We start from the raw sequence: 24745 nt of genomic DNA on the forward strand, positions 1-24745 counted from the left end.
GCCGAGGAGAGGTGAACGGTGCCGCTGATCTTCCTGCTGGGCTTCGTCGTGATCGGTCTGTGGTCGGTCGTCGCTCATCGTTTCGAACGCACCGGCGTGGCCGGTCCGGCCGTGCTCGCTCTCGCCGGAGCAGTGCTCGTGCTCATCGACGTCACCGGCTTCTCCGATGCGGTGGGCAGTGACGCCGCCGAGCACGTCGTGGAGCTGATCCTCGCCGTGCTGCTGTTCGTCGATGCGTGCGAGGTGAGCGGGGGCGTCTTCGGCGGCGAAGGGCGAACGATCGCGCGCCTCGTGCTCGTCGCCCTGCCGCTGTCGATCTTGGCGGTCGTGGTGAGCGGACTGTTCCTGCTGCCCCATCTCAGCGTCTTCATCCTCATCGTCGTCGCGTGCGTCATCATGCCGACCGACTTCGCGCCGGCGGCGACGCTGCTGCGCTCGCCGCGCATTCCCGCCCGGGTGCGCCAGATCTTGAATGTCGAAAGCGGCTACAACGACGGGTTGGTCTCGCCGGTGTTCGCCATGGCGCTGGCCGCGGCGATCGCCTGGCCGACGATCCTGGCGGCCGTCAACTCCGACACCCTGTCACCCGAGAACGAATCGCAGCTCGAAGAGCGGTTGGGGGAGTTCTTCGAGGCCTTCTTCGGGGCCGTTCCCGCCACCGCGATCGCGATTGTCGTCGGCGCGGTCATCGGCGGTGTCTTCGGCGTGTGCGTGCGATGGGCCTCGCGCCGCGGCTGGGCCGACGCCCCCGGCATCCGCTACGTCATGCTTCTCGTTCCCCTCATCGCCTTCGGCGTCGCGACACTCAGCAGCGTCGCGGCGAACGGCTTCGTCGCGGCGTTCGTCGCCGGCATCGTCTACCGCATCGCACGGACCAAGCGCACCGACGAGCGCACGATCCCGCACCCCGAGATCCTTCTCGTCGAAGAAGCCGGCACCCTCGCCGCCAACATCGTGTGGTTCGTCCTGGGAGCGATGACCACCGTCGTCATCATCAACGGCGTGGACTGGCGCCTGCTCGTGCTCGTCGTCCTGGCGTTGACGTTGTTCCGTATCGTGCCGGTGTACCTGTCGATGCTGGGATCGCCCGTGCCCTGGGGGTCGCGCACCCTCATCGGGGTCGTCGGCCCACGCGGCACCGCGACGATCGTCTTCGGGCTGCTCGCCTTCAACAAGCTGCCCGACGCGGAGGCCTACGACGTCCTCGCGATCATGGTGTTCACCGTCGTCGGCAGCATCCTGCTGCACGGCATCGCGGTTCCCCAGTTCGTCAATCGACGGATGCCGGTGCTCGCGCCGCCCGCGAAGGCACCGGCATCCGCCGATCACTGACCCGTCTCGGGGTGCGTCCTCGTCAGCCTGCGAGCGCCTCGGAGAGCTTGACGCGCGCCCCCATGCGCAGCAGCGAGTTCTGATAGATCTTCGCGCCCACCCAGATGGCCGCCGCGCAGGTGACCAGCATGACCCCGAGCGACAGCAGCGGCTCCCACCACTGCGCGTCCCCGAGGAAGATGCGCACGGGCATGCCGACGGGGGCCGAGAACGGCACGTAGGACATGATCGTCATCACCAGCGGATTGTCGTTGAAGAAGATGACGAGGAAGTACGGCGCCATCACCAGCATGGTCAGCGGTGTCGTCGTGGAGCCGATGTCCTCCATCCGCGACACCATCGCCGCAGCCGCGGCGAACAGCGCGGCGAGCAGGATGAATCCGAAGAGGAAGAAGACCGCGAACCAGGCGATGGGGGCGCCGAGCCCGGCGAGCAGACTGCTTTGGCCGGTCACCGTGAAGCCGATGATCGCGATCGCCGCGAGGCCGATGATCTGGCCCATCGCGAGGATCGTGTTGCCGATGACCTTGCCGGCGAGCAGCGCCCGCACGGGTACGGCCGAGATGAGCAGTTCGACGACGCGCGTCTGCTTCTCCTCCACGACCGACTGCGCGATCGTCGAGCCGAAGGTCAGTGCCGCCATGAAGAAGATGAGCCCGAATCCGAGCGCGACCAGGTACCGCAGTCCCGGGTTCACGCCCGACGGGTCGAGCAGCTCCACCTGGGGGGTGAGGCTCAGCGCCTGCAGGAGCGACGAGGGAGCTGTGTCCTTCGCGACGACGGTGTACTCGAACGGCGCGGCGCCGCCCGGGATCAGTGCGGCGTCGACCGTGCCGTCCTGCACCAGAGCTCGCGCCGCATCGGCGTCGGCGACCTCGGTCGACTTCACGAGCGGGTTCTCGGCGACCGAAGCCGCGGTGTCGGCGGTGACGGCGACGGGGGTGCGGCTGTCGGACTGTGCCGAGAAGCCTCCCCACAGCACACCGACGAGCGCGAGCACGAAGAGGATGCCGGTGGAGATGAGATAGGCCTTGCTGCGCAGCTTGGATCCCACCTCGCGTTCGGCGACGAGCCACGTGCTCTGGGCGAAGGACGGAGCGCTGACGTTCACTGGATGACCTCCTTGAAGATCTGGGCGAGAGAGGGCTGCTGGGGGGAGAAGCTCGCGACATCGCCGGAGGAGACCGCGCGCTGCAGCACGCGCTGCGCGGCGGCATCCCCGTCGACGTCGAAGAGTGCATAGCCGCCGTCGAAGGAGAGCACATCGACTCCGGGCTCGTCGCGGAGCCAGCCGAGATCGCCCCCGGAGATCAGCTCGTAACGGTGCTGGGCATGCTCGGCGCGGAGGGCGTCGCGCGTGCCCGCCGCGCGGATCGTGCCGTCCGCGATGATGACAAGGTCGTCGCAGAGCCGTTCGACGACGTCGAGCTGGTGCGACGAGAACAGGACGGCCGCGCCCTGAGCCGCACGCGCCTGCAGCACGCCCGCGACGACGTCCACCGCGAGGGGGTCCAGACCCGAGAAGGGCTCGTCGAGGATGAGCACCTGCGGGTCGTGCACGAGAGCGGCAGCGATCTGAGCGCGCTGCTGATTGCCGAGCGAGAGGGTCTCGACGTTGTCGCGGAGGCGCTCGCCGAGACCGAGCTCCACGAGCAGCGCCTCAGCGCGCGCGGTGGCCTCGGCCTTGTCGAACCCGTGCAGACGGGCGAGGTAGACGATGTGCTCCAGAACCCGCATCTTCGGGTACAGCCCGCGCTCCTCCGGCATGTAGCCGAACAGGCGTCGGTCGGACGCGGTGACGGGCGCGTCGTCGAGGGTGACCTCGCCGCTGTCGCGGCCGAGCACGCCGAGCACGATGCGCATGGTCGTCGTCTTGCCCGCGCCGTTGCCGCCCACGAATCCGGTCAGACGTCCCGACGGAACCCGGAAGCTCACGTCGTCGAGCACTCGCTTTACGCCGTAGCTCTTGGTGATGCCGTTCAGTTCGAGCATGTTCTCCTCCTCTGCGTGCCGATGACTCCACGTTAAGAAGGGCGGATGCCGCAGACCTCCCCCCTGGGGCGGGAATCCGCAGCGTGATCCGGTGCGCGGCGGCATCCGCCGGATGACCATCTCCCCCGTGCGGGGGAGCGGTCGGGCGGAGCAATCACGGCGCAGAACCGCGGCGCACTCGGCGAACTCCCAGGAACGGGTAACACGGCGTCCACCATTTGCTCAGGCGGCTTCTCCTAAACTCTGTCGAGTGACGAGCGCTCCTGAGGTGACCCGCGCCCTCGGCGCCCGTGTATCCGACCGTGCCCGCGAGTGGTGGCCCCGCGCCCTGCACTTCGCGTTCACCCGTCGAGGCCTGCTCATCGGCTTCGCCGTCGTGCACGCCCTGTTCTTCCTCGCCCTGCTGAAGGTGATGATCTTCGGCGGAACTGAGGGCGACCTGCCGCTGTACCGTCTGTGGGCGGAGCAGGCGGCCCACGGGCACTGGCCCGTGATCGACATGCCGTGGGTCTACCCGGCCGGCGCTCTGGCGCCGATCATGGCCGCGATCGTCGCCGGCCCCTGGAACTACCAGCTCGTCTGGCTTCTGATGATGGTGGGAGCGAACTTCTTCGCCGTCCTCGCGCTCACCGACAATCTGCGCAACCGCAAGGGCTACGTCGCTGCCTGGTACTGGCTGGCCATCCAGGTCTTGCTCGCGCCCGTGTCGATGCTGCGTCTCGAGGGCTTCGCCGCGCCGCTGGCCATCGCCGGTCTCGTCTGGCTCGTTCGTCGGCCGTTCATCGCCGGCGTGCTGATCGCCGCCGCGACCTGGATCAAGGTCGCCCCCGCTGCTCTGGCCGCCGCCGCTGTTGCGGTCTCATCGTTGCGTATGCGCATCATCGCCGGTGGACTGGCCCTGAGCGCGGCGATCGCCGGTGTCGTGGTCGCCTTCGGCGGTGCGTCGAACCTCTTCAGCTTCGCGACCATCCAGGGCGACCGTGCGCTGCAGCTCGAGGCTCCCGTCGCGACGCCGTGGGTGTGGGCGACGGTGCTGGGTCTTCCCGGTGCTCAGATCCACCAGAACTACGTGCTCGCGACGCGTGAGGTCGCCGGTCCCGGCGCCACCGCCGCGGGCGTGCTGGTCGGCTACGCCATGCCGATCGCCTTCATGGTGATCCTCGTGCTGCTGTGGCGTGCGCGTCGTCGCGCGCTTCAGGAGGGTGCCCTCTCCCGTATCGGGGAGCAGCACCTCATCCTTCGCGGCGCGTTCGCGCTGACCTCGGCGCTCATCGTGTTCAACAAGGTCGGCTCGCCTCAGTACATGCTGTGGCTCGCGCCCGTCGTCGCCGCCGGTCTGCTGATCGACCGCAAGGCCTGGACGTCGATCGCCGTCTGGCTCGCGGTCACGTGCTTCCTGACGACGCTCGTGTTCCCGGTGCTCTACCTTCCGCTCATCGACGCGCATCCGTTCGCGGCCGGTGTGCTGCTCGCCCGCAACGTGCTTTTGGTCGGCATGTTCGGCTGGAGCCTCGTGGTGCTGTGGCGTCCCGACGCGACCCTGGTGTCGCTGCGCGAGCGCCTGGCGCGCGCCGCGACGACGGCCACCACCGGCTCCATCCCGGTCGCCGCTCGCTGACGAGGCCTCATCACCGACCGCGCCCCGCGGGCGGTGTGCGTCGACCGTGTCGGCTCAGACCATGCCGTGCCGGTGTGCGTAGACCACGGCGGCCACGCGGTCTCGCGCTCCGAGCTTCTGCAGCACGTTCGACACGTGCGTCTTGACGGTCGCCTCGCCGATGAACAGGGCGGCGGCGATCTCGGCGTTGCTGTAGGCCTCGGCGAGCAGACGCAGCACCTCGCGCTCGCGCTCGGTGAGCTCGACGGGCGGAGCTGTCCGCTCCGGCGCCGATGACGCCGGCGGCTGCGCCGATGACGGCGCGGCGACGACCCCGGAGTCGGTGTCGCGGGCGGATGCCGCGAAGCGCTCGATGACGCGGCGGGTCACGGCCGGCGCCAGCAGGGCATCGCCCGCCGCAGCGACGCGCACCGCCGTGACGAGTTCTTCCGGACCGGCGTTCTTGAGCAGGAAGCCGCTCGCGCCCGCGTGCAGGGCTTGGAAGAGATAGTCGTCACGGTCGAAAGTGGTCACCACGACCACGACAGCGTCGATCGACGGGTCGGCCACGATCCGTCGGGTCGCCTCGAGTCCGTCCATGTCCGGCATCTGCACGTCCATGCAGATCACGTCAGGGTGCAGCGAGGAGGCGGCGGCCACGGCCTCGGCGCCGGTCCCGGCTTCCCCGACGACCACGATGTCGCTCTGAGCCTCCAGGATCATGCGGAACCCCGCCCGCATCACGGCGTGGTCGTCGACGAGCAGCACCCGCACCGGCGCGCTCATCGCGGCCCCGCGCTGACCGGTGTCGGGGGCGCGATTCTCGTCGTGCCGAGTCTGGCGGGTACCCGCGCCCGAACGACGAAGCCGCCGCGGGTGCGCGGACCCGCCTCGAGGGTGCCGCCCGATGCGGCTGCACGCTCGCGCATGCCGACGATGCCGAGTCCCGTGCGCCCGGCCACCTGGGCGCGGCCGCGGTTGGCGACCTCCAGCTCGACGTGGTCGTCGTCGAATCGCAGCCGGACATCGGCCGCGGCATCCGGACCTCCGTGACGCCGCGCGTTGGTGAGCGCCTCCTGGGCGATGCGGTACAGGTTCACCTGCACGAGCTCGGGCAGATCGATCGGGTCACCGACCACCGCGAACGTCGTGGGCATGCCGTTGTCGTTCGCGTGTGCGACGAGGTCGGGGATCGACTGCAGGCGCACCGTCGAGGCGGCGGGGGTGTCGGCGTCGGGGGTGCGGAGGGTCTCGAGCAGCTGGCGCAGCTCGGTGAGCGCGTCGCGGGCGGACGACTCGACGGTGACCAGTGCCTCGCGCGCCGCCGCCGCGTCGTGGTCCAGCACCGTGCGCGCGGCCCCTGCCTGCACACCCATGGCGGAGACATGGTGGGCGACGACGTCGTGCAGTTCACGGGCGATACGGACGCGATCCAGGGCGACCGCCTGGGCGGCGGTGATCTCGCGTTCGCGTTCGAGTTCGGCGGTGCGCTCTTCGAGCACCGCGCGCGCACGGGCGTCGGCCCAGGCGCGCTCTCCGAAGAAGTACGCGCCGCCGAAGTAGGCCGCGTTCACGAGGAACTGGATGATCATGTACGCGGCGAACGGGGAGAACAGGCCCGCCCGGGAGGGCCCGTCGCCGTCCGGATCGATCGCGCTCTGGAAGGTCACCACGAGAAGCCAGATGAACATGCCCGCGATCACCGCGAGCCGCACGACGGTTGCGCGCCGGCGGTCGCTCACCCACGCCCCGACGGTGTACATGGCGATGAACAGGGCCACGTTGCCGACGTAGATCTCCGGGATGCGTACCGAGACACCGACGAAGAATGCGAGCGCGACGACGATGAGCGTCGCTTCGGGAAAGCGCCGGCGCAGGGCCAGAGGGAGAGTGAGGGCGGCGACGTACACGAGCGCCCAGCCGAAGGCGGGGGTGTTCTCGCCGTAGAAGCCTGCCACCGTGCCCAGCCACGCGCTGATCACGGCACTGATCAACAGTGCGAGCGCGAGCCACACATCGTTGCGACGCTGCGCGGGCGTGGTCGTGCGGACGAGGGCGGCGGAGCTCATCCTTCCACGCTAGGGGCAGCCGGATGCCGCGGCATCCCCCCTGAGAGGGAGAGGGTCTCGACCTCATCGTGCCGGGGGTGCATGCTCTGGGTATGACGAGCATCTTCGTGAACATTCCGACGAACGACCTCGAGCGCAGCGTCGCCTTCTACCGGGCGCTCGGCTGCGCCATCAACCCCAACTTCACCGACGAGAACGCCGCGTGCGTCGTCTGGTCGGACGACATCTTCTTCATGGTGCTGCGGCGGGAGTTCTTCGCCACGTTCACCGAGAAGCCCGTCGGAGAGCCCAGGGAGTGGGCGCAGGCCTCGCTCTCGTTCTCCCGAGATTCACGCGCCGACGTCGACGCGATCGTGGAGGCGGGCCTGGCTGCCGGTGGCACCGAGCCGCACCCCGCTCAGGACTACGGCTTCATGTACAGCCGTGACCTGGACGACCCCGATGGCAACAGCCTCGGCTTCCTCTACATGGACCCCGTCGCCGCCGAGCAGGGCCCTCCGGCGGAGGCGTCGTGATGCGCGGGCGGATCGTCATCGACCTGTTCACGACGCTCGACGGCGTCGCCCAGGCACCGGGCGGCCCCGACGAAGACACCAGCGGCGGGTTCCCGTTCGGCGGCTGGCAGGCGCCGTTCGAGGACGCCGTCATCGGCGAGGACGTCGGCAGCGGCATCCGCCGGATGGACGCGCTGCTGCTCGGCCGACGCACCTACGACATCTTCGCCGGGTACTGGCCGCATCACACCGACGGGCCGGAGGGGTTCATCGGTCGGCACTTCGATGCCATCCCGAAGTATGTGGCGACCCGGGCCGGTGTCGACCCGGAATGGGCGGGCACCAGCGTGCTGACCGGCTCGGACGCCGAGGTCGCGGCGGCCGTGGATGCGCTGCGCGATCGCCACGCCGAGGTGCACGTGATCGGCAGCGTCGACTTCTCGCAGACGCTGCTTCGCACCCGTCTGTACGACGAGCTGAAGCTGTGGGTGCACCCGGTGGTGCTCGGTCAGGGCAAGAAGGTGTTTCCGGACGGCGCGGCACCGGCACGGCTGCGGCTGATCGCACCCGCCGTGTCGGGACCGACCGGCACGCTTCTGCTGCGCTACGCCCCCGACGGTGACGTCGTCACGGGCGACATGACCTGAGTTCGCCCGGTCACCAGATCATGGGGCGGTCGTCGTCGTCCGAGCCGTCGAGGTCGAGGTCGACGACGACGGGGACGTGGTCGCTGGGGATCTCGCCCTTGCGCTCGTCACGGTGGATGGATGCCGCGGTCACCGCGTCGGCGAACGCGTGCGAGCCGAGGATGAAGTCGATGCGCAGGCCCTCGTTGCGGGGGAAGCGCAGCTGCTTGTAGTCCCAGTAGGTGTACCCCGTGGGAACGAGGGGGCGGACGGTGTCGGCCAAGCCGGCATCCAGGAGCGCCTGGAAGGCGGCGCGCTCGGGCGGGGAGACGTGGGTGGTCACGCCTTCGATGACGGTGGGGTCGCCGTTGTCGGCATCCGTCGGGGCGATGTTGAAGTCGCCGGTGAGCGCCAGCGCCCGGTCGGGGTCGGCGGCGAGCGTGTCGGCGGTGTAGCCGCGGAGGGCCTCCAGCCAGTCGAGCTTGTAGCGGTAGTGCGGGTCCTCGAGGCCGCGCCCGTTGGGCACGTAGAGGCTCCACACCTCGACGCCGCCGATCGTGGCGCCGAGCGCGCGGGCCTCGAGTGGAGCGCCGGGGCCGTCGTGACCCTTCGCGAAGCCGGGCATGCCCGGGAACCCGACCTGCAGGTTCTCGATCGGCTCACGGCTGGCGATCGCGACCCCGTTCCACTGGTTGAGCCCGTGCGCCTCGACGGTGTAGCCCGCGTCTTCGAACGCTTCGTACGGGAACTGCTCGGGCTTGCACTTGATCTCCTGCATCGCGAGCACATCGATGCCCTCGCGGACGGCGAAGTCGACGGTGCGGACGACGCGGGCGCGGATCGAGTTGACGTTCCAGGTGGCGATGCGCATGGCATCCAGCGTATTGGCCCCCGCCGACGCAGCCGTCACGGGCCGCCCGCGTGCACAACTCCTGCTCAGCGTGGCCTCGGTGCCTTCGCAGCCGGGATGGGCGCCGTTCAGGCGGAGTTGTGCACGCGGGTGTCTGCAATGTGGTGCCGGCTCTCGACGGCCGCCGGGTCGGCGGCGCGGCCGGGGTCAGCCGAAGATCGCCGAAACGCCGAGGAGGGTCGACAGCGCGAGCGCTCCGACAGCCGCGGCGAGCGTCGCGGCTGTTCGACGGCGCGGCAGGAGGAAGCTCTCGATGATCCAGAGGACGCCGACGATCGCGCCGCTGCAGGCGAGAGTGACCCGCGCGATGAGTGGTGCCTCCGGGACTTGAGCGATCGCGACGATGAGGGCCACGGCGATCGCGAGGCCGAGCATCACGAAGGTCACGAGTGGGAGGGCCTTCCAGCGGGTGCCGAATCCGTCATCGGATTCAGTCTGCTCGACGGGCTCCGTCGGCTCTCCGCCGGCTCGTCGCAGCACGTCGCGGGCATCACTCGGGAGCGGGAGGGGAGTGGGGATACCTGCCAGTTCACGCAGCCTCGACTCGACGGGGCTGGCCCGGAGCTGCTCCGCGAAGGCGGTACGCTCCGCGGGCGTGCTGAGCCCCGGCTTCGCGCACCCCCATCGCCCCGCTTCATCGAGCCGTCCTGCCATTCGGCTCTGTTCGACCATCGCCGCCCTCGCGCCGTCGCCGTCGATGTCGAGTTCAATCATGCGTCGGAGCAAGATCCTGCTGGCGCGATCGTCGCCGGCATCGTGCAGCCGCCACGCGAGCGAGGTGCCGAAGAAGCGATCCCGCGGCTCGATGGCCGGCGAGCTCGTCGCCGATGGGCGAGGTCCCCGCGCGCGGACCGCGAGCACGAATCCGACGCAGACGAGCGCGGCCGCTGCGCTGAGGAGCGCCAGCATCGGGGCCGATGCGACGTTTCCGCTCGTGAGTACGTTCCAGACGATCACGTAGAGCAACATGAACGCCGTCAGTCCGCTGATGGTCGCGCCGAGCGCGAGAACGCACCCCGGGCCGGATGTCACCGTTTCGCCGGCGCGCGGCGGACGGAAGGCCGGATCGACGAGGTCGGCGACGGCCCCGGGCAGGGTCGCATCGGGGGGCAGCAGCAGGACGCTGCGCACGTAGTCGCCCTCGCTGAACTGGCCGAGGAGGTAGCGGCGCAGATCGCGCAGTTCGCGCGTCGTCGCCCATCCCTCGGTCACGATGCCCCATCGGCCCGCCTGCGACGGCTCACCGTGGCGTCGGTCGTGCGCGGCCAGGGCCATCCGCAGTGCGGTGAGGTCGACGTCCCCGCGGAACCGGCCCACACCAAGCCGTGACAGTGCGCGCTCTCGAGCCCGGGACCGTGCGGCGGCCGAGTCTGCGCGCCGGAGTTCGCCGATCAGCTTCTCCGGGCTCGTGCTGCCTCGTGCCATGCGTCGATTATGGCGCCCGCTGCCGGGTCAGAGCGCCCGCAGGATGTCCTCCACCCGTTGCTTGGCGTCACCGAAGAGCATCTGCGTGTTGTCGCGGAAGAACAGGGGGTTCTGCACCCCGGCGTAACCGGAGGCCATCGACCTCTTGAACACCACGACGCTGCGGGCCTCCCACACGTGCAGCACGGGCATGCCCGCGATGGGCGAGCCGGGGTCCTCTGCCGCGGCGGGATTGACCGTGTCGTTCGCCCCGATGACGAGCACGACGTCGGTGTCGGCGAAGTCGTCGTTGATCTCGTCGAGCTCCAGCACGATGTCGTAGGGCACCTTGGCCTCGGCCAGCAGCACGTTCATGTGGCCCGGCAGGCGCCCGGCGACGGGATGGATGCCGAAGCGCACCTCGACGCCGCGCTCGCGCAGCCGCTTCGTGAGGTCGGCGACCGGGTATTGCGCTTGGGCGACGGCCATGCCGTAGCCGGGGGTGATGATGACCGACCGCGCGTCACGGAGGAGCTCGGCGACAGCCGCGGCATCCGTCTCGTGGTGTTCGCCCTCTTCGGCGTCGGCACTTCGGGGCGCCTCGATGCCGAAGCCGCCTGCGATCACCGAGAGGAACGACCGGTTCATGGCCTTGCACATGATGTACGACAGGTACGCACCGGACGAGCCGACGAGGGCGCCGGTGACGATCAGGAGGTCGTTGTTGAGGAGGAAGCCCGCCGCGGCCGCGGCCCAGCCGGAGTAGCTGTTGAGCATCGAGACGACGACCGGCATGTCGCCGCCGCCGATCGAGGCGACCAGGTGCCAGCCGAGCGCGAGGGCCAGCACGGTCACGGCGACGAGCAGCCAGATCGACGGGGTCGCGACATACCAGACGGTCAGAACGACGAACAGTGCCAGGGCGCCGATGTTGAGGGCGTTCTTGCCGGGCAGCATGAGCGGCTTCGACGACATCCGGCCCGAGAGCTTGAGGAAGGCGACGATCGACCCCGTGAAGGTCACGGCGCCGATGAAGACGCCGATGAACACCTCGGCGTGGTGGATGCCGACCAGTTCCTCCGGCAACCCTTCGGCGTAGAGGCTGCCGTTCCAGCCGACGAGCACGGCCGCGAGGCCGACGAAGGAGTGCAGCAGGGCGATGAGCTCGGGCATGCCGGTCATCTCGACCACGCGCGCCCGCCACAGCCCGATGGCGCCGCCGACCACGACCGCGGCGACGAGGAGGCCGATGCCGAGCGCGGCGGTCGCACCCTCCGACGCGAGGGTGCCGTTCGCGATGACGAGCACGAGGGTGGCGAGGAGGGCGATCGTCATGCCGACGATGCCGTAGACGACGCCGCGGCGGGCAGTCTCCTGTTTGCTGAGGCCGGCGAGGGCGAGGATGAACAGCAGGGCCGCGACGATGTACGCGGCGGTCGAGACGGACTGGGCGAGCAGAAGCGCGTCGTATGCCTCGGAGGTGGTGATGATCGTCACTTCTGGTCACCCTTCTGGAACATGGCGAGCATGCGACGGGTCACCGCGAAGCCTCCGAAGATGTTGATGGATGCCAGGAGCACCGCGATCGCCGCGAGCACCTGCACGACGGGGTTCGGCACGACGATCTGGCTCATGGCGCCGACGACGATGATGCCGCTGATCGCGTTGGTCACGCTCATCAGTGGAGTGTGCAGGGCGTGGGCGACCTTGCCGATGACGTAGAACCCGATCACGACCGACAGCGTGAGCACGAGGATGTGCTGCGGCAGGGGCGCGGGCGCGACGGCGCACACGAGGAACAGTGCGGCGACGCCGGCGACGATCAGGCCGGTCTTCGCTCCCGCCGAGAGCCCCTTCTTGGCGGCCGGCGCGGGAGTGGATGCCGCGGCATCCGTACCCGGCGTCGTGGGCGCGGCAGAGACCTGCACGGGAGGCGGCGGCCAGGTGACGGCGCCGTCACGCGTGACGGTGACGGCGCGCTGCACGACGTCGGTGTCGTCGATCGCGAGCTGCCCGTCTTTGCCCGGGGTGAGGAGAGCGAGGAGGTTCACCAGGTTGGTTCCGTAGAGCTGCGACGCCTGCTGAGGGAGGCGGCCGGCGAGATCGGTGTAGCCGAGGATGATGACGCCACCGTCGGTGACGATGCGCTGGCCCGCCACCGAGCCCTCGACGTTTCCGCCCTGGCCCGCGGCCATGTCGACGATGACGCTGCCGGGCTTCATCGCGGCGACGTCGGCGGCCGTGAGCAGGCGCGGGGCGGCGCGGCCCGGGATGAGCGCCGTCGTGATCACGATGTCGACGTCGGCGGCCTGGTCGCTGTAGAGCTTGGCGGCCGCGGCGTCGTAGGCGGCACTGGTGGCCTTGGCGTAGCCGTCGACCGAGACCTCCTTCTGCTCGTCGGGCACGACGACCTCGAGGTAGGTGCCGCCGATCGACGCGACCTGGTCGGCGACCTCGGGGCGGGGATCGGTGGCGCGGACGATCGCGCCGAGGCTTGAGGCGGCGCCGATCGCGGCGAGACCGGCGACGCCGGCACCGGCGACCAGCACCTTCGCGGGCGGCACCTTGCCGGCGGCGGTGACCTGTCCGGTGAAGAAGCGGCCGAACTCGTTCGCGGCCTCGACGACCGCGCGGTAGCCGGCGATGTTGGCCATCGAGCTGAGCACATCCATCGACTGCGCGCGCGAGATGCGCGGCACGGCATCCATCGCGAGTGCCGTCACGCCGCGGGCGGCGAGGGCGGCGAGCAGGTCGGGGCTGAGCGCGGGGCTCAGGATGCCGACGAGCGTCGCCCCCGGCTGCAGCAGCGCGATCTCGGCATCCGTGGGGGCCGCGACCGACAGGACGACGTCGGCGCCCCAGGCCTCGTCGCGGGTGGCGATGACGGCGCCGGCGGCGGTGTACGCGGCATCCGGGAACGACGATGCGGCGCCGGCGCCGGCCTCGACGCTCACGTCGTAGCCGAGCGCACGGATCTTGCCGACGGTGGTGGGGGAGGCGGCGACGCGTGTCTCGCCGGGGCGCTCGCGGACGATGCCGATACGGGCCATGGTGCTCCTTCGATCCGGTCGGCCGCAGCGCCCGGGATCGCCCGGGCACCGCGCCGGGTGACGCTCCCGACTCTAGGGCGCGGGGCGGATGCCGCGGGCGGAGATGCTGCGGAAATAATCCCGGTTCTTCGCTTCCGTAGACTCTTCAGCATGACCGCCGCCTCTACGCCCGAGCTCGAGTCCGAGCGTCGCGCCCTCGTCGACCTCATCGCCGCCGAAGCCGTCTTCCACGGCGACTTCACGCTCTCCAGCGGCAAGAAGGCGACGTACTACGTCGACATGCGCAAGCTCACGCTCGACCACCGCGCGGCTCCCGCGATCGGCCGGCTCGTGCTCGACGCGGTGCGTGACCTGAACGCGGATGCCGTGGGCGGCCTCACCCTGGGTGCGGACCCGATCGCGAACGCCGTCATGCACGCGTCGGTCGCCGCCGGCACGCCCGTGGATGCGTTCGTCGTACGCAAGGAGCCGAAGGACCACGGCCGCGGTCGCCAGATCGAGGGCGCCGAGGTGACCGGCAAGCGTGTCGTCATCGTCGAGGACACCTCCACGACGGGCGGCTCGCCCCTGAAGGCCGCCGAGGTCGTCGCGGCTGCCGGTGCCGAGATCGTGGCGGTCGTCACGGTCGTCGACCGCAAGACCGGCGCGCAGGCGGCGGTGGAGGCCGCCGGCTATGAGTGGCGCTCGATCATCGACCTCGACGACCTGGGACTGCAGGCCCAGTAGCGCGGCGCCTCTAACGGTCCCTCTGCCGCAACGGATTCGGAGATCAGCACCGGATTCGGATGCCGCGAGCTCACGCCTCCGTATCCGTTGTCTGCATCCGATTCTGTTGCGGTGCGCGGCGCGGGCGGTAGCGGAAAAACATGGCGACCCACGCGCCGGCGACGATCAGCTGGAGGGCAAAAGCGAGGGCATACTGCTGCGTCGAGATACCGAGCGCAGCTCCGCCACCGACCACGATGACCATCATGATCGCGAAGCTCGTCCAGAACAGGAACGGGTTCGGCGTCGTCACTGTGTCCCCTTCGGTCGATGGAGATCGGGCGGTTTCACGCTACGTCGCGGAGCGGCCGAGCTCAAGGAGGGGCGCGCTCAGTGGAAGACGGGCAGCTGCGACGCCAGCGCGAGCACGAGGCCGGCGAGGGTGAGCAGGAGGATGCCGCGGCCGTTGGGCAGCGGGGTTCCCTGCGGCGCATCGCGGCGGCCCCGCACGAAGAGCACGAGTGCGACGATCAGCAGCGCCATCGCGGTCACGACGAAGACGATGGCGATCACTGGTTGCTCCCGTCGCCGCCGTCGCGCCCGCGACCGCGGATGAACTGCACGACGAACACCACCAGCGTCCCGACCAGCACCACGCCGGTCGAGGCGAACAGCAGCGTCTGCTCGGTCGCGTTCACGATGTCTCCTCCGCCCGCGCGGAGTCGGGCAGTCTCAGCCTAGCCCGGCGCGCGGCACGAGCCCGTCGGCACCGAACACGGCGGCGGAGAAGCGCGCGGCGATCTCGGCATACAGCTCCGTGTCGGGATGCAGGCTGTCGGGCAGCGTGTACCGCTCCTGGTCGTCGGCGCCGTACAGGCTCAGCCCGTCGAGGTACGCGATCCGCTCACCGGATGCCGCGCGCACCCGCACCACCTCGGCAAGCTGTCGCCGCGACTCGGTCATGGTCAGCGCACCGCGGGCGACGTCGTCGGCGTCCCCGGCGGCGTAGCAACGGACATGCCCGTCGTCGAAGAACTCCACGTCGGAGGGGCCCGGCGTGTCCTCACTGCCCGGCCACAGGATCGACGACGCCAGCACGATCGGGGTGTCGGGATGACCGGCGCGCACCCGGTCGAGGAAGCCGTGCACCGCGGGCGTGAACGTGCGCTGATCGAACGAGCGCGCGCCCACGATGTTGATGCCCACCTTGAGCGTGATGACGTCGGCGGGCGTGGCGGCGATCGTGTCGGCGACGAACGGATCGAGCATGCACTGCCCGCCGAAGCCGAGGTTGATGAGCGACAGATCGCTCGTGCGCGCCGCGATCACCGGCCACACCCCGGTCGGCGAGGGCGTCTCGACGCAGTGGCTGATCGAGCTGCCGTGGTGGATCCAGACGGGTGCCGGGGAGGGCTCCGCTGCGACCACGGGGGCGTCGGCGCGAAGATCGAGGAGGTCGACGATCATCCCCTGCGGCAGCCAGACGGTCACCGTGCGCGGACCTGGGCCGCCCGCGCCGCCGAGCGCGATCTCCAGCGTCGCGGGTTCGCTCGCGGGCTCGTCGGTCGCGGCATCCCCGATCCACGAGAGTCGACGGATGTCGGTGACGGGGGCGCGCACGACGTGCACCGGCTCGCCCTCGACCTCCACGACCACGTCGTTGACCGGGCCGGCGAGCTCGGCGAAGTGCAGCTGGGTGCACCGCATCGTCAGGCTCAGCGTGGTCGCTGCCGTCGTGAACCGCACGCGCACGCCGCTCGCGTTGGCCGTGATCGCGCGAAGGATCTCGCCGTTCGGCGGGAAGTGCGCCCACGTGCGGCGGGGCAGGCGCAGGGGGCGGATGCCGCGACTGTCATCGACGTCGAGGTGCCCTTCGAGCAGCACCTCGGCGTCTCCGAGGCGCACGACCTCGCCGATGCCGATCCGGGACGGGGTCAGGGGGGTGGTCACGAAGCGGTCCTCTCGGAGTGGGACTGGATGAAGGAGACGGTGCGGGCGATCAGTTCGTCACGCTGAGGCAGTTGCGCCCAGCCGTGGTCGGCGCCGTCCACGACGACGACCACGGCGCGCTCGCCGAAGACGTCCGCCTCGGCGTAACGCTGGGCGTAGCGCACCGGGACGAAGTCGGCCGTGCCGTGCAGCAGCAGGGCCGGGCCGTCGTAGGCCGCGGCTCGCGCATACGGATCGAACGTGAGAGCGTCGGCGCGCATCGCCGGGCCCAGTCGCATCCCGAGGAAGTCGAAGAACCCGTCCGGCCCGTCGAGCGCGGCGAGCGAGCGCCCCTGGATCTGTCCCGAGCGGATGTCGTCGACGAACACGGCGGCCGTCGACCACATCGTCAGCGAGCGGATGCCGCCCGCTCCCGCCTCCGCCGCGACGACCGCGGCGATGACGGAGCCGAGGCTCATGCCGACGAGGTGGAGGTTCTCGGCATCTACGTCGGGACTCTCTCGCACGGCGCCGAGCACGGCGAACGTGTCCGCGATATCGCCCGACGCCGTCGTGTCGAAGAACTCGCCGTCGCTCTCGCCGTGCCCCGCGCGATCGAACGCGATCACGCCGAACCCGGCCGCGACCAGCGCGCGCGCCAGAGCGACGAAGACGCCGGTGGTCTCCACTCGCGATCCGCCGAAGCCGTGCAGCAGCACGACGGTCGGCCGCGGTGCCGGCTCGGCGCCCGTCGCGGCATCCGGAAGGTAGTGCGTGCCCCGCAGCGTGAGCGAGCGGACCGTGGTCTCGAAGGGGACGAGTCGCATGGGTGTTCTTTCGTCGGGGAAGCCGGTTCAGCGGGCCAGTGTCGCGGCAGACGCGTTCGCGTCGGATGCCGAGACCACGTCCGCCTCGACGTCGAACGCATTGGTCACACCGCGCCGGAACCCGATCCACCCGATCAGGAAGCCTGCGGCGGCCACCACCGAGACGGCGACGTAGACGGCGCTCGGGTTGAGAAGCAGCAGGGCGGGGGTGACGACGTTGAACGCCGCGGTCGCGAAGCGGGCGACGGCGTAGACCGTTCCCTGCGCCGTGGAGCGCAGCATGGTGGGGAAGGACTCCTGCGTCCACACCTTCATGATCGTCTCGAAGCAGAACGCGCCGGCGAAGGTCGTCACGACGACCGAGACGATCAGGGCGGGGAGGGTGAAGCCGAACACCACCGGCACCAGGTTCGCGACGACCACGGCGATCGCCCCGATGACGTAGTAGCTCATGCGGAACCGCGTGTCGGCGACGGCCATGAACCAGACGGCGCCGAGGATTGCGGCGGGCATCGCCAGCAGCGTCCATCCCTGGTATTCGTTCACCGGGATGCCGGCCACGTTCACCGCCACGAAGGTGCCGAAGCTGCCGGCGACGCTGATCGCGATCGAGGCGAGCGTGTAGTAGACGAGCAGGGTCACGAAAGGCCGGCGGTACTGCGGGCGCCCGAAGTCGCGGAGACGGCCGCGCTCGGCGCGGACGGTCTGTACGCCGTTGCGGCGCTCGTCGCGGGCGGCGATCCAGTCCGCCGACTCGGGGATCGTGAGGCGTAGTGCCAGCACGACGAGACCGACGCCGCCGAAGGCCGCGAACATGATGCGTCCGCCGACCTCGCCGAGCTGACCGAAGTTGATGCCGATGAGCACCGCGAGCAGGATGCCGAAGCCGCCGAGCAGATTCGAGAACACGAGGATCTTGCCGCGGTTGCGGTCGGTGGCCGCTTCGGAGATCGATGCGAGAGCCGCGGGGAGGTCGGCGCCGACGCCCAGTCCGATCAGCGCGATGCCGGGCAGGAGGAGGCCGAAGGAGACGCCGAAGAACGGCGTGAGCGATCCGAGCACGATGAGGCTCATCGTCACCAGGAAGATACGGCGACGGCCGAATCGGTCGGCCAGGCGTCCTCCGACGAGCGAGCCGATCGCGACGCCCGCGGTCAGCACGCCCGTCAGCAGGCCGACCTGGTCGGGCGTGAGGCCCGGAGTTCCGGGGACGAACGACTGGAAGAGGACGAGCGCGACACCGATGCCGGTGGTCGCGGCGGCGTCGACGAAGGTCGCCATTCCGCAGACGAAGCCCACCCACCAGGGGTTCGGGGCGGGGCGAGCCGAGAGTGCGCTCATGGTCATACTCCTTTGTACGTGCGGGTGACGAAGGCGGGCGGCAGTGGGTGGTCCCGACGGGCTTCACCGCCACCGGGACTCAAGCTATACCGATATAGCAGGCGAGGCAAGCGTGGATATCGCACGATCAGTCGGAGGAAACTCTCCTCTGGCCCCGGAGAGCGCACGGCCTTGCCGCCACCCGGCGGATGCGACCGCGCCGAGTGCGAGCGAGTTGCGGCTTCGCGGGTCTTGACGCTCTGGCGAGAATTCTTCGGACAGGGTCAATGTCGATACCAAAGGAGAATCCCATGAGCCCGATCACAGCAAAGAGGCGCGGGCGGCACACCAGGGTGAGTCACGTGCTCGTCACCGCGGCCGTCGCCACCGCAGCCCTCGCCCTCACGGCGTGTGCCCCTCCCGGAGCAGGCGGAGCGAACACCGGCCCCGCAACCGCCGCCGCCAACGTCTCGACCGCTCTGCCTGCGGACCCCATCAAGCTGCAGATCATGACAAGCCAGGAAGCGGCGGATGTCGTGACGAAGCTGACCGCAGAGTTCACCCGCCAGAACCCGACGGTGACGTTCGATGTCGTCGCGGAGGCGAACTCGAACATCAACACGAACCTGTCGCGCATCCTGACGCGCGACACCCCGCCCGACATCCTGTTCACTCCCGCGCTCGCACAGCCGGCGCGCGACGGACTGCTCACGAACCTCGACCCGTACTTCGACGCGTACAAGTGGAGCAGCTGGTCGCAGGAGCTTCTGCGCATCGCTCGCATCGCCCCCAACGGTGACCGCGGCACGGGCTCGCTCTATGCCGTCGGCATCGGCTACAACGTCACCGGCATCTACTACAACAAGAAGATCGCGGCGGAAATCGGCATGTCGGGCCCGCCGACCACGTTCGCGCAGTTCGAGAAGTCGGTGACGGACGCCGTCGCGGCCGGACACCTGGGTGTCTCGCTCGCCGCGAAGGACGCCGGCACCCCATTCCTGCTGCAGGAGCTCCAGAACGCCTACGGCAACGCTCCGGAGATCAACGACTGGATCTACCAGCGCCCCGGCGCGAGCTTCGATCAGCCCGGCATGTTGAAGGCCGCGCAGAAGCTCCAGGAGTGGACGAAGAACGGTGTGATCTCGCCCGATGCGGTATCGGTGGACTACCCCACGATGATGGCCGACTTCCAGGCAGGCAAGGCGCTGTACGTTCCCGTCGGCGACTGGGAGAACGCCCGTCTCGCGGCTGCCATGGGCGACAACGTCGGCTTCTTCCTGATCCCGCCGGCCGACGCGGGTGCGAAGCAGTACACGATGGCATCGCCGGCCAACTACTCGATCCCCGCGGGCTCGAAGAACAAGGATGCCGCGGCATACTTCCTCAACTGGGTGCAGTCCAACGACCAGGCCCGCAAGATCATCGTGGACGTGCTCGGCAGCTCGCCCGGCGGCCCCGTCGACATGCCGGTGCCGACGAGCAGCAGCGCGCTGGTCGGTCAGACTCTGGCCGCCTTCCAGCAGGTGCTCGCCGATGACGGCGCGGTGGACTTCATCGCGAACGGATCCGCAGCCTTCACGCTCAACACCCTCAACCCCGAGATGCAGGCGTTGGTGCTCGGTTCGCGCACACCGCAGGAGTTCATCGACACCGTGCAGGCCGGTTACGCCGCCGATCTGGGTCGCTGATGGCTCGCCGGGGAGGTGTGTTCCGCACCTCGTTGACTCGTCGTCGCGCGCTTGTGGGCGTGGTGTTCGTCGCGCCCGCGCTCGCGCTGTACGGCTGGTTGATCTTGGGCTCGTTCGGCAACGCCGTCCAGTACTCCTTCTATGACTGGAACGGGGTCGGGGCCGCGACGTTCGTCGGATTCGAGAACTATGTCAAGGTGCTCACCTCCCCGGCGCGCCTCGAGTCGCTGCTGCATGCCTTCGAGCTGATGATCTTCTTCTGCGGAGCGACGCTCACGCTGGGGCTCGCGGCAGCGGTTCTCACGCGAGCCGCGGTCGGCCGACGCTCGGCGGCGGCCGTGCGCACGATCCTCTTCATGCCGCAGGTGATTCCGATCGTCGCGGCCGCCATCGGGTGGAGCTGGATCTACTCGCGCGAGGGCGCGGCGAACCAGATTCTCGACGCCGTCGGTCTCAGCGGTATCACCCGCGCGTGGTTGGCAGACCCGTCGACGGCACTCGTGGCGGTCGGATTCATCGGCACCTGGGCGCTGCTGGGTCTTGTCACCATGATGCTCACCGCGGGAATCAGCAAGATCGATCCGGCGCTCTACGAGGCTGCCCGACTCGACGGCGCCAATGCGTTCCAGGAGTTCTTCGCTGTCACCGTGCCTGGACTTCGTCGAGAGCTCGTCGTCGCGGCCACGCTGACCATCATCGCCGCGCTCGCGAGCTTCGACATCGTCTATATGACGACGCAGGGAGGCCCCAACCGAGCGACCATCGTGCCCGGCATCGACATCTACAACCTGGCCTTCGGGCAGCAGCAGGTCGGTGGCGCGGCCGCGATGGGGATCGTCCTCATGGTCGTGGTCCTGCTCGTGATCATCCCCCTGCAACGACTGGCCGCGAAGGACTGACCCATGCGCGTCTCACTCACCGAACGCATCACCAGCAGGATCGTGCTGATCCTGCTGATCCTTTTCACGCTCCTTCCGTTCGTCGCGCTGCTGTCGGTCGCACTCTCGCCCGCGAACACGCTGCCGTCGGGCATCTCGTTCTTGCGGGAGTTGCACTGGGAGAACTTCGCCACCGCGTTCGAACTGGCGAACTTCCCGACCTTGATGCTCTCCAGCGCCACGCTCGTCGTCATCGTCGTTCCTCTTGTGGTCCTCGGCGCTACCATGGCCGCCTACGGTCTGACATGGCTGCGCGTACCGCTGGCGGGGGTGATCTTCGTGCTCTTCCTTGCCGGTCTGACGATCCCCACGGAGAGTCTCATCACACCCCTGTATCTGACGATGCAGGGTCTGGGTCTCACCAACACCCCCTGGAGTGTCGCGCTGCCGTTGGCCGCGCTGCAGATGCCGTTCGGGATCTTCTGGATGCGTTCCCACTTCCTGGGCATGCCGGCCGAGCTCGAAGAGGCGGCTCAGCTCGACGGATCGGGGCCGTTCCGCACCTTCTGGCAGGTCCAGCTCCCGCTGGCGCGGCCCGCGATCTCGACGATGGTCATCCTGAGCTTCCTCTGGACCTGGAACCATTTCATCCTCACTCTCGTGATGATCGATGACCCGTCCAAGCGGACGGTCGGTGGTGCCCTTGCGGGCTTCCAAGGGGCCCATGCGACGGACGTCGTGATGCTGTGTGCTGCCGCGCTTCTCATGATGATCCCGACCCTTCTGGTGTTCGTCATCTTCCAGCGCCAGTTCAGCGCCGCACTCCTGCAGGGGTCGGTGAAGTCATGACCGAAGAGATCCCGCCCTCGTCGAAGAGCACGCCGCGGCCTGACTACGATCCCGAGCTCGAAGCGTCTCTGCAGGTCGCCGGGGTCTACGTCCTGGACTTCGAACCCGGCAACCTGGCTTCGGTGCGAGAGGGGGTGCGGGAATGGGCGCTGGCCGGACGAACGGCGCTCGAGGATGCCGGGATCCTGATCGATGATCTCACTGTCACCGCTCACGACGGCGCCGAGATCACGTACCACCACGTCCGTCAGGCGGCATCGCCCGCGCCCCGCCCCTGCATCGTCTACGTGCACGGTGGGGGAATGGTCGTCGGCAGCCCGTGGGACTCGGCGATCGAGTACCGCCGCTGGGTCGAGGAGTTCGGTGCCAGCGTCGTCACCGTCGACTACCGCCTCGTCCCCGAGGTGATCGCGCCGTCACCGGTCGAGGACTGCTACGCGGTGCTGAGCGACGTGCACAAGCGGGCGAGCGAACTCGGAATCGATCCCGACGGCATCGTGATCGCGGGGCTGAGCGCCGGAGGCGGACTCGCGGCCGGAACGGCCATCCTCGCTCGCGAGCGCGGCGGTCCGCCGTTATGTGGGCAGTTGCTGATGGCGCCCATGCTCGACCCTCGCGCCGAGGGCGACTCCACTCGCCAGGTGCCGGACGGGCCGTGGAATCGTGAGGAGAACCGCGCCGCCTGGGCGCTCACCCTCGGCCCCGATGGCGTCGCAGCAGCGGGCGCAAACGCGCCCGCGTGCGTCGAGTCACTCGCCGGACTTCCCCCCGCGCTGTTGGAGGTGGGATCTGCCGAGATCTTCCGGACTGAGGTCGTCGACTACGCGACGCGAATCTGGCGTGAGGGCGGTGACGCGGAACTGCACGTGTGGAGCGGCGGGTTCCATGGATTCCAGTCCTACACGCACGCGACCGTGACACAGGGAGTCCTCGACTCTCGCCGCAACTGGCTTTCTCGGCGGCTCGGCCGGGCTCTCCAAGGCACCACCGCGCCTCGCGACCACTGACCGACACCGACGTGACGTCCACCCTTATCCGAGGAGTTTCCCGATGGCGCTGTTGACGATGAACACCGAGAGCAAGTACCTCCGCTCGAACCAGGCCTTCAGCGTGATCCTGCCGGACATGCCACGCGAGGAAGACCCGAGTGAGTTCTACGCGAAGCATCGCGATCTGCCCGTCGTCTGGTTGCTTCATGGCACGTTCGGCGACCACACCGACTGGGTGCGCAAAACCAACGTCGAGCGCTACGCCGCACGCAAGGGTGTCGCCGTGGTCATGCCCAGCGGCCTGAACAGCAACTACGTCAATTGGAGCCGTTTCATGCTCGGCTACGACATGAACGACTATCTGCTCCATGAGCTGATGCCACTCGTCTACAACTGGTTGCCGGTCTCTTCGCGCCGTGAGGACAACTTCATCGCGGGCCTGTCGATGGGCGGCCGAGGTACCCTCACCATCGCCGCGAGCAATCCCGAGCGCTTCGCGGCTGCAGCGGCGCTTTCGGCGAGCCCTCGCGAGTTCTCCGATCTGACGCCCGAGTACTTCCGGTCGGGGGATGTGTTCGCCGCGCGGCTGGAGGGAATGGTCGACAACGCCGGCGGCGTGGAGGCGTTTCTCGCCTCCGAGGAGAACGTCTGGCGCGTGCTCGACGAGAACGCCGGCACCGGTGTTCTCCCTCGCCTCCTGTTCGCGTGCGGCGCGGCCGACGACTACGTGATGGAGACGCTGCGACCGTTCCAGGCTCACGCGCAGGAGATCGGCTTGGATGCCGAGTTCCTGATTCGCGATCGGTACACCCACGAGTGGGACTTCTGGGACCTCGCGATTCAGGATGCTTTCGACTTCTTCGGCCTTCCGGACGTCGACGTCGACATGGCCTGAGCGGACGGTCGGGGTGGGCGCCTTCCGTCGCTGGGCCGGTGATACTGTACGACGATCGCCGACCACCGGAGGGGGTGGAACCGAGTGAGAGACTTTCTCGCCCGTCTGGCGCTGAACGATGACTCGGTGGCGGCAGCCTTGCGGGTGGTCGACTACTTCGATGCGCTCGATGCCCGCGGCGTGGGCCCCGAGGCCTACGTCCGGGGCGCGGCGGCGTTGACCGGCCGTGTCGTGGGCGTTCGCCATCCCGAGCGCGGACTGTCCCTGCGTGTCGCGGCCGGCGGCGAGCGCATCCGTGACTCTTCTCCCGCCGAGCTCGATGAGACGTGGCCACGTGTCCCGCTCGGTGCCGGCGGTGACGGCTGGGCGTGGATCGAGACCGAGCAGCTCGACGCCACTCACGGGCTCGTCCTCGAGCGGGTCGCTCACGCCGTTCGGCGATGGGCGGATCGACTGGACGCGCTCGCTCCCGATCCTCGACAGGCCTGGGCGACGCTCCTGAACGATCCCATCCCCGAGGAACGGCGTCGGCAGTTGTTCTCGGCCTTGAAGCTGGATGCGACGCGCACCTACCAGGTCGTCGCGCACCTGCCGGCCGATGCCGGAGACGGATTGCACGCGACCGCGGTCGTGCGGGGCGTCGAGGTGGGGGCCACGATCCGGCCGGCACCCGTCGAGATGGATTCCCAGGTGGGCGGACAGGTGCGCTTCGGCATCGGTCCCGCGGTGGCCGTGCCCGAGCTGCTCTGGTCATGGAAGCGGGCCGTCATCGTGCTGCGCATGGCCCGGCCGGGGGAGGCGCTGGTCTGGGACAAGCTCGGGGTTCTCGCGCCATTGTTCCTCCGCGCACGCACCGAGGAGATCCTCGAATCTCCCGTCGTCAGCGCCATCGAGGCCGGCAACTTGCCGTGGCTCGATCAGACCGTCACCGCGGTGACCCAGACGGGTTCGGTGCGCGGCGCCGCGGACCTTCTCGGGCTGCACCATTCCACGGTGCAGAAGCGGATCGACAGGCTTCAGCAGCAGTTCAACCTGAACCTGGGAAACGCCCGACACGCCTATCATCTCTGGCTGGCGTGCGCTGCACATCGCTACGCCTCCTTCGGCACCCCGGAGAACCTCGAACAGGACGTGCGCCTCACCCCACGGCCCTTCGACGACCCCGCCCGTTGAGTCGACCGGCGGTCGCTT

The 24745-nt window shown here is 69.2% G+C and carries 25 protein-coding genes; 11 read left to right on the plus strand and 14 right to left on the minus strand.

Features of this window, described 5'->3' with window-relative positions:
- Nucleotides 1-18: 18 nt before the first annotated feature.
- Nucleotides 19-1332: a cation:proton antiporter domain-containing protein gene (locus PP359_RS09940; RefSeq protein ID WP_036320437.1), complete on the plus strand. Its 1314-nt coding sequence runs from the start codon at nt 19-21 to the stop codon at nt 1330-1332.
- 22 nt (nt 1333-1354) lie between these two features.
- Here PP359_RS09940 and PP359_RS09945 read toward each other — a convergent pair whose 3' ends face one another.
- Nucleotides 1355-2443 carry an ABC transporter permease gene (locus tag PP359_RS09945; RefSeq protein ID WP_112932009.1) on the minus strand — a complete coding sequence of 363 codons (1089 nt, stop codon included), beginning with the start codon at nt 2441-2443 and terminating at the stop codon, nt 1355-1357.
- Nucleotides 2440-3324 (minus strand): ABC transporter ATP-binding protein, encoded by an 885-nt coding sequence (locus tag PP359_RS09950; RefSeq protein WP_036320432.1) that lies wholly within the window; start codon nt 3322-3324, stop codon nt 2440-2442. Before PP359_RS09950 ends, PP359_RS09945 begins: the two co-directional genes overlap by 4 nt.
- A 250-nt stretch (nt 3325-3574) precedes the next feature.
- On the opposite strand from PP359_RS09950, the gene PP359_RS09955 reads away from it, so the two are divergent.
- Nucleotides 3575-4942 carry a hypothetical protein gene (locus PP359_RS09955; RefSeq protein ID WP_239498485.1) on the plus strand — a complete coding sequence of 456 codons (1368 nt, stop codon included), beginning with the start codon at nt 3575-3577 and terminating at the stop codon, nt 4940-4942.
- A 54-nt stretch (nt 4943-4996) separates the two neighbouring features.
- On the opposite strand, the gene PP359_RS09960 is transcribed toward PP359_RS09955, so the two are convergent.
- Both PP359_RS09960 and PP359_RS09965 read right to left on the minus strand, forming a co-directional pair.
- On the minus strand, nt 4997-5707 hold the full coding sequence (locus PP359_RS09960; protein ID WP_294943988.1) for a response regulator: 711 nt from the start codon (nt 5705-5707) through the stop codon (nt 4997-4999).
- Nucleotides 5704-6990 (minus strand): sensor histidine kinase, encoded by a 1287-nt coding sequence (locus tag PP359_RS09965; protein ID WP_036320420.1) that lies wholly within the window; start codon nt 6988-6990, stop codon nt 5704-5706. Before PP359_RS09965 ends, PP359_RS09960 begins: the two co-directional genes overlap by 4 nt.
- Before the next feature lie 92 nt (nt 6991-7082).
- Here PP359_RS09965 and PP359_RS09970 point away from each other — a divergent pair, with 92 nt between their 5' ends.
- Nucleotides 7083-7505 (plus strand): VOC family protein, encoded by a 423-nt coding sequence (locus tag PP359_RS09970; RefSeq protein WP_036320418.1) that lies wholly within the window; start codon nt 7083-7085, stop codon nt 7503-7505.
- A complete protein-coding gene (locus PP359_RS09975; RefSeq protein ID WP_112932007.1) occupies nt 7505-8131 on the plus strand; it encodes a dihydrofolate reductase family protein in 627 nt (208 codons plus the stop codon). Before PP359_RS09970 ends, PP359_RS09975 begins: the two co-directional genes overlap by 1 nt.
- Before the next feature lie 10 nt (nt 8132-8141).
- Here PP359_RS09975 and PP359_RS09980 read toward each other — a convergent pair whose 3' ends face one another.
- From PP359_RS09980 to PP359_RS09995, 4 genes are all read right to left on the minus strand, one after another.
- The gene (locus tag PP359_RS09980; protein ID WP_036320413.1) at nt 8142-8981 is read right to left on the minus strand and encodes an exodeoxyribonuclease III; all 840 of its coding nucleotides are present in this window, start codon (nt 8979-8981) and stop codon (nt 8142-8144) included.
- A 186-nt stretch (nt 8982-9167) separates the two neighbouring features.
- On the minus strand, nt 9168-10445 hold the full coding sequence (locus PP359_RS09985; protein WP_499250473.1) for a hypothetical protein: 1278 nt from the start codon (nt 10443-10445) through the stop codon (nt 9168-9170).
- Between the two features lie 27 nt (nt 10446-10472).
- Nucleotides 10473-11921, minus strand: coding sequence for a Re/Si-specific NAD(P)(+) transhydrogenase subunit beta (gene pntB, locus PP359_RS09990; RefSeq protein WP_499250474.1), 1449 nt, complete (start codon nt 11919-11921; stop codon nt 10473-10475).
- Entirely contained in the window at nt 11918-13474 is a 1557-nt protein-coding gene (locus PP359_RS09995) for a Re/Si-specific NAD(P)(+) transhydrogenase subunit alpha (RefSeq protein ID WP_499250475.1), read from the minus strand. Before PP359_RS09995 ends, pntB begins: the two co-directional genes overlap by 4 nt.
- Nucleotides 13475-13624: 150 nt before the next feature.
- On the opposite strand from PP359_RS09995, the gene pyrE reads away from it, so the two are divergent.
- Nucleotides 13625-14200, plus strand: coding sequence for an orotate phosphoribosyltransferase (gene pyrE / locus PP359_RS10000; RefSeq protein ID WP_112932004.1), 576 nt, complete (start codon nt 13625-13627; stop codon nt 14198-14200).
- Between the two features lie 70 nt (nt 14201-14270).
- Here pyrE and PP359_RS10005 read toward each other — a convergent pair whose 3' ends face one another.
- From PP359_RS10005 to PP359_RS10030, 6 genes are all read right to left on the minus strand, one after another.
- The gene (locus PP359_RS10005) at nt 14271-14492 is read right to left on the minus strand and encodes a hypothetical protein (RefSeq protein ID WP_499250476.1); all 222 of its coding nucleotides are present in this window, start codon (nt 14490-14492) and stop codon (nt 14271-14273) included.
- Nucleotides 14493-14569: 77 nt separating this feature from the next.
- The gene (locus tag PP359_RS10010; RefSeq protein ID WP_036320403.1) at nt 14570-14752 is read right to left on the minus strand and encodes a hypothetical protein; all 183 of its coding nucleotides are present in this window, start codon (nt 14750-14752) and stop codon (nt 14570-14572) included.
- Nucleotides 14749-14877: a hypothetical protein gene (locus PP359_RS10015; protein ID WP_269454347.1), complete on the minus strand. Its 129-nt coding sequence runs from the start codon at nt 14875-14877 to the stop codon at nt 14749-14751. Before PP359_RS10015 ends, PP359_RS10010 begins: the two co-directional genes overlap by 4 nt.
- A gap of 34 nt (nt 14878-14911) precedes the next feature.
- Nucleotides 14912-16129 carry a GDSL-type esterase/lipase family protein gene (locus PP359_RS10020; RefSeq protein ID WP_051039624.1) on the minus strand — a complete coding sequence of 406 codons (1218 nt, stop codon included), beginning with the start codon at nt 16127-16129 and terminating at the stop codon, nt 14912-14914.
- Nucleotides 16126-16935 (minus strand): alpha/beta hydrolase family protein, encoded by an 810-nt coding sequence (locus PP359_RS10025; RefSeq protein ID WP_135948828.1) that lies wholly within the window; start codon nt 16933-16935, stop codon nt 16126-16128. The genes PP359_RS10020 and PP359_RS10025 overlap by 4 nt, the downstream gene beginning before the upstream one ends.
- A 27-nt stretch (nt 16936-16962) precedes the next feature.
- Entirely contained in the window at nt 16963-18276 is a 1314-nt protein-coding gene (locus PP359_RS10030; RefSeq protein ID WP_112932000.1) for an MFS transporter, read from the minus strand.
- Between the two features lie 341 nt (nt 18277-18617).
- Here PP359_RS10030 and PP359_RS10035 point away from each other — a divergent pair, with 341 nt between their 5' ends.
- From PP359_RS10035 to PP359_RS10060, 6 genes are all read left to right on the plus strand, one after another.
- Nucleotides 18618-19943: an ABC transporter substrate-binding protein gene (locus tag PP359_RS10035; RefSeq protein ID WP_499250477.1), complete on the plus strand. Its 1326-nt coding sequence runs from the start codon at nt 18618-18620 to the stop codon at nt 19941-19943.
- Complete coding sequence (locus PP359_RS10040) at nt 19943-20842, plus strand: carbohydrate ABC transporter permease (RefSeq protein WP_347417929.1); 900 nt, start codon at nt 19943-19945, stop codon at nt 20840-20842. The genes PP359_RS10035 and PP359_RS10040 overlap by 1 nt, the downstream gene beginning before the upstream one ends.
- Before the next feature lie 3 nt (nt 20843-20845).
- Complete coding sequence (locus PP359_RS10045; protein WP_476152797.1) at nt 20846-21670, plus strand: carbohydrate ABC transporter permease; 825 nt, start codon at nt 20846-20848, stop codon at nt 21668-21670.
- A complete protein-coding gene (locus tag PP359_RS10050) occupies nt 21667-22677 on the plus strand; it encodes an alpha/beta hydrolase (RefSeq protein ID WP_499250478.1) in 1011 nt (336 codons plus the stop codon). Before PP359_RS10045 ends, PP359_RS10050 begins: the two co-directional genes overlap by 4 nt.
- Nucleotides 22678-22720: 43 nt before the next feature.
- Nucleotides 22721-23554: an alpha/beta hydrolase gene (locus tag PP359_RS10055; protein WP_499250479.1), complete on the plus strand. Its 834-nt coding sequence runs from the start codon at nt 22721-22723 to the stop codon at nt 23552-23554.
- Nucleotides 23555-23638: 84 nt separating this feature from the next.
- The gene (locus tag PP359_RS10060) at nt 23639-24727 is read left to right on the plus strand and encodes a helix-turn-helix domain-containing protein (protein WP_347417925.1); all 1089 of its coding nucleotides are present in this window, start codon (nt 23639-23641) and stop codon (nt 24725-24727) included.
- The last annotated feature ends 18 nt before the right edge of the window (nt 24728-24745 follow it).

Origin of the sequence: Sphingomonas sp. BLCC-B65 (assembly GCF_028550675.1) — a bacterium.
In the GTDB taxonomy this organism is placed as follows: Bacteria; Actinomycetota; Actinomycetes; order Actinomycetales; family Microbacteriaceae; genus Microbacterium.

Coding starts and splice junctions, on each gene's coding strand:
- PP359_RS10050 (WP_499250478.1), top strand. CDS start 21,667: ATGACCGAAGAGATCCCGCCCTCGTCGAAGAGCACGCCGCGGCCTGAC.
- pyrE (WP_112932004.1), top strand. CDS start 13,625: ATGACCGCCGCCTCTACGCCCGAGCTCGAGTCCGAGCGTCGCGCCCTC.
- PP359_RS10040 (WP_347417929.1), top strand. CDS start 19,943: ATGGCTCGCCGGGGAGGTGTGTTCCGCACCTCGTTGACTCGTCGTCGC.
- PP359_RS09950 (WP_036320432.1), bottom strand. CDS start 3,324: ATGCTCGAACTGAACGGCATCACCAAGAGCTACGGCGTAAAGCGAGTG.
- PP359_RS09970 (WP_036320418.1), top strand. CDS start 7,083: ATGACGAGCATCTTCGTGAACATTCCGACGAACGACCTCGAGCGCAGC.
- PP359_RS09975 (WP_112932007.1), top strand. CDS start 7,505: ATGCGCGGGCGGATCGTCATCGACCTGTTCACGACGCTCGACGGCGTC.
- PP359_RS10030 (WP_112932000.1), bottom strand. CDS start 18,276: ATGAGCGCACTCTCGGCTCGCCCCGCCCCGAACCCCTGGTGGGTGGGC.
- PP359_RS09995 (WP_499250475.1), bottom strand. CDS start 13,474: ATGGCCCGTATCGGCATCGTCCGCGAGCGCCCCGGCGAGACACGCGTC.
- PP359_RS10045 (WP_476152797.1), top strand. CDS start 20,846: ATGCGCGTCTCACTCACCGAACGCATCACCAGCAGGATCGTGCTGATC.
- PP359_RS09960 (WP_294943988.1), bottom strand. CDS start 5,707: ATGAGCGCGCCGGTGCGGGTGCTGCTCGTCGACGACCACGCCGTGATG.
- PP359_RS10055 (WP_499250479.1), top strand. CDS start 22,721: ATGGCGCTGTTGACGATGAACACCGAGAGCAAGTACCTCCGCTCGAAC.
- PP359_RS09980 (WP_036320413.1), bottom strand. CDS start 8,981: ATGCGCATCGCCACCTGGAACGTCAACTCGATCCGCGCCCGCGTCGTC.
- PP359_RS09965 (WP_036320420.1), bottom strand. CDS start 6,990: ATGAGCTCCGCCGCCCTCGTCCGCACGACCACGCCCGCGCAGCGTCGC.
- PP359_RS10025 (WP_135948828.1), bottom strand. CDS start 16,935: ATGCGACTCGTCCCCTTCGAGACCACGGTCCGCTCGCTCACGCTGCGG.
- PP359_RS09985 (WP_499250473.1), bottom strand. CDS start 10,445: ATGGCACGAGGCAGCACGAGCCCGGAGAAGCTGATCGGCGAACTCCGG.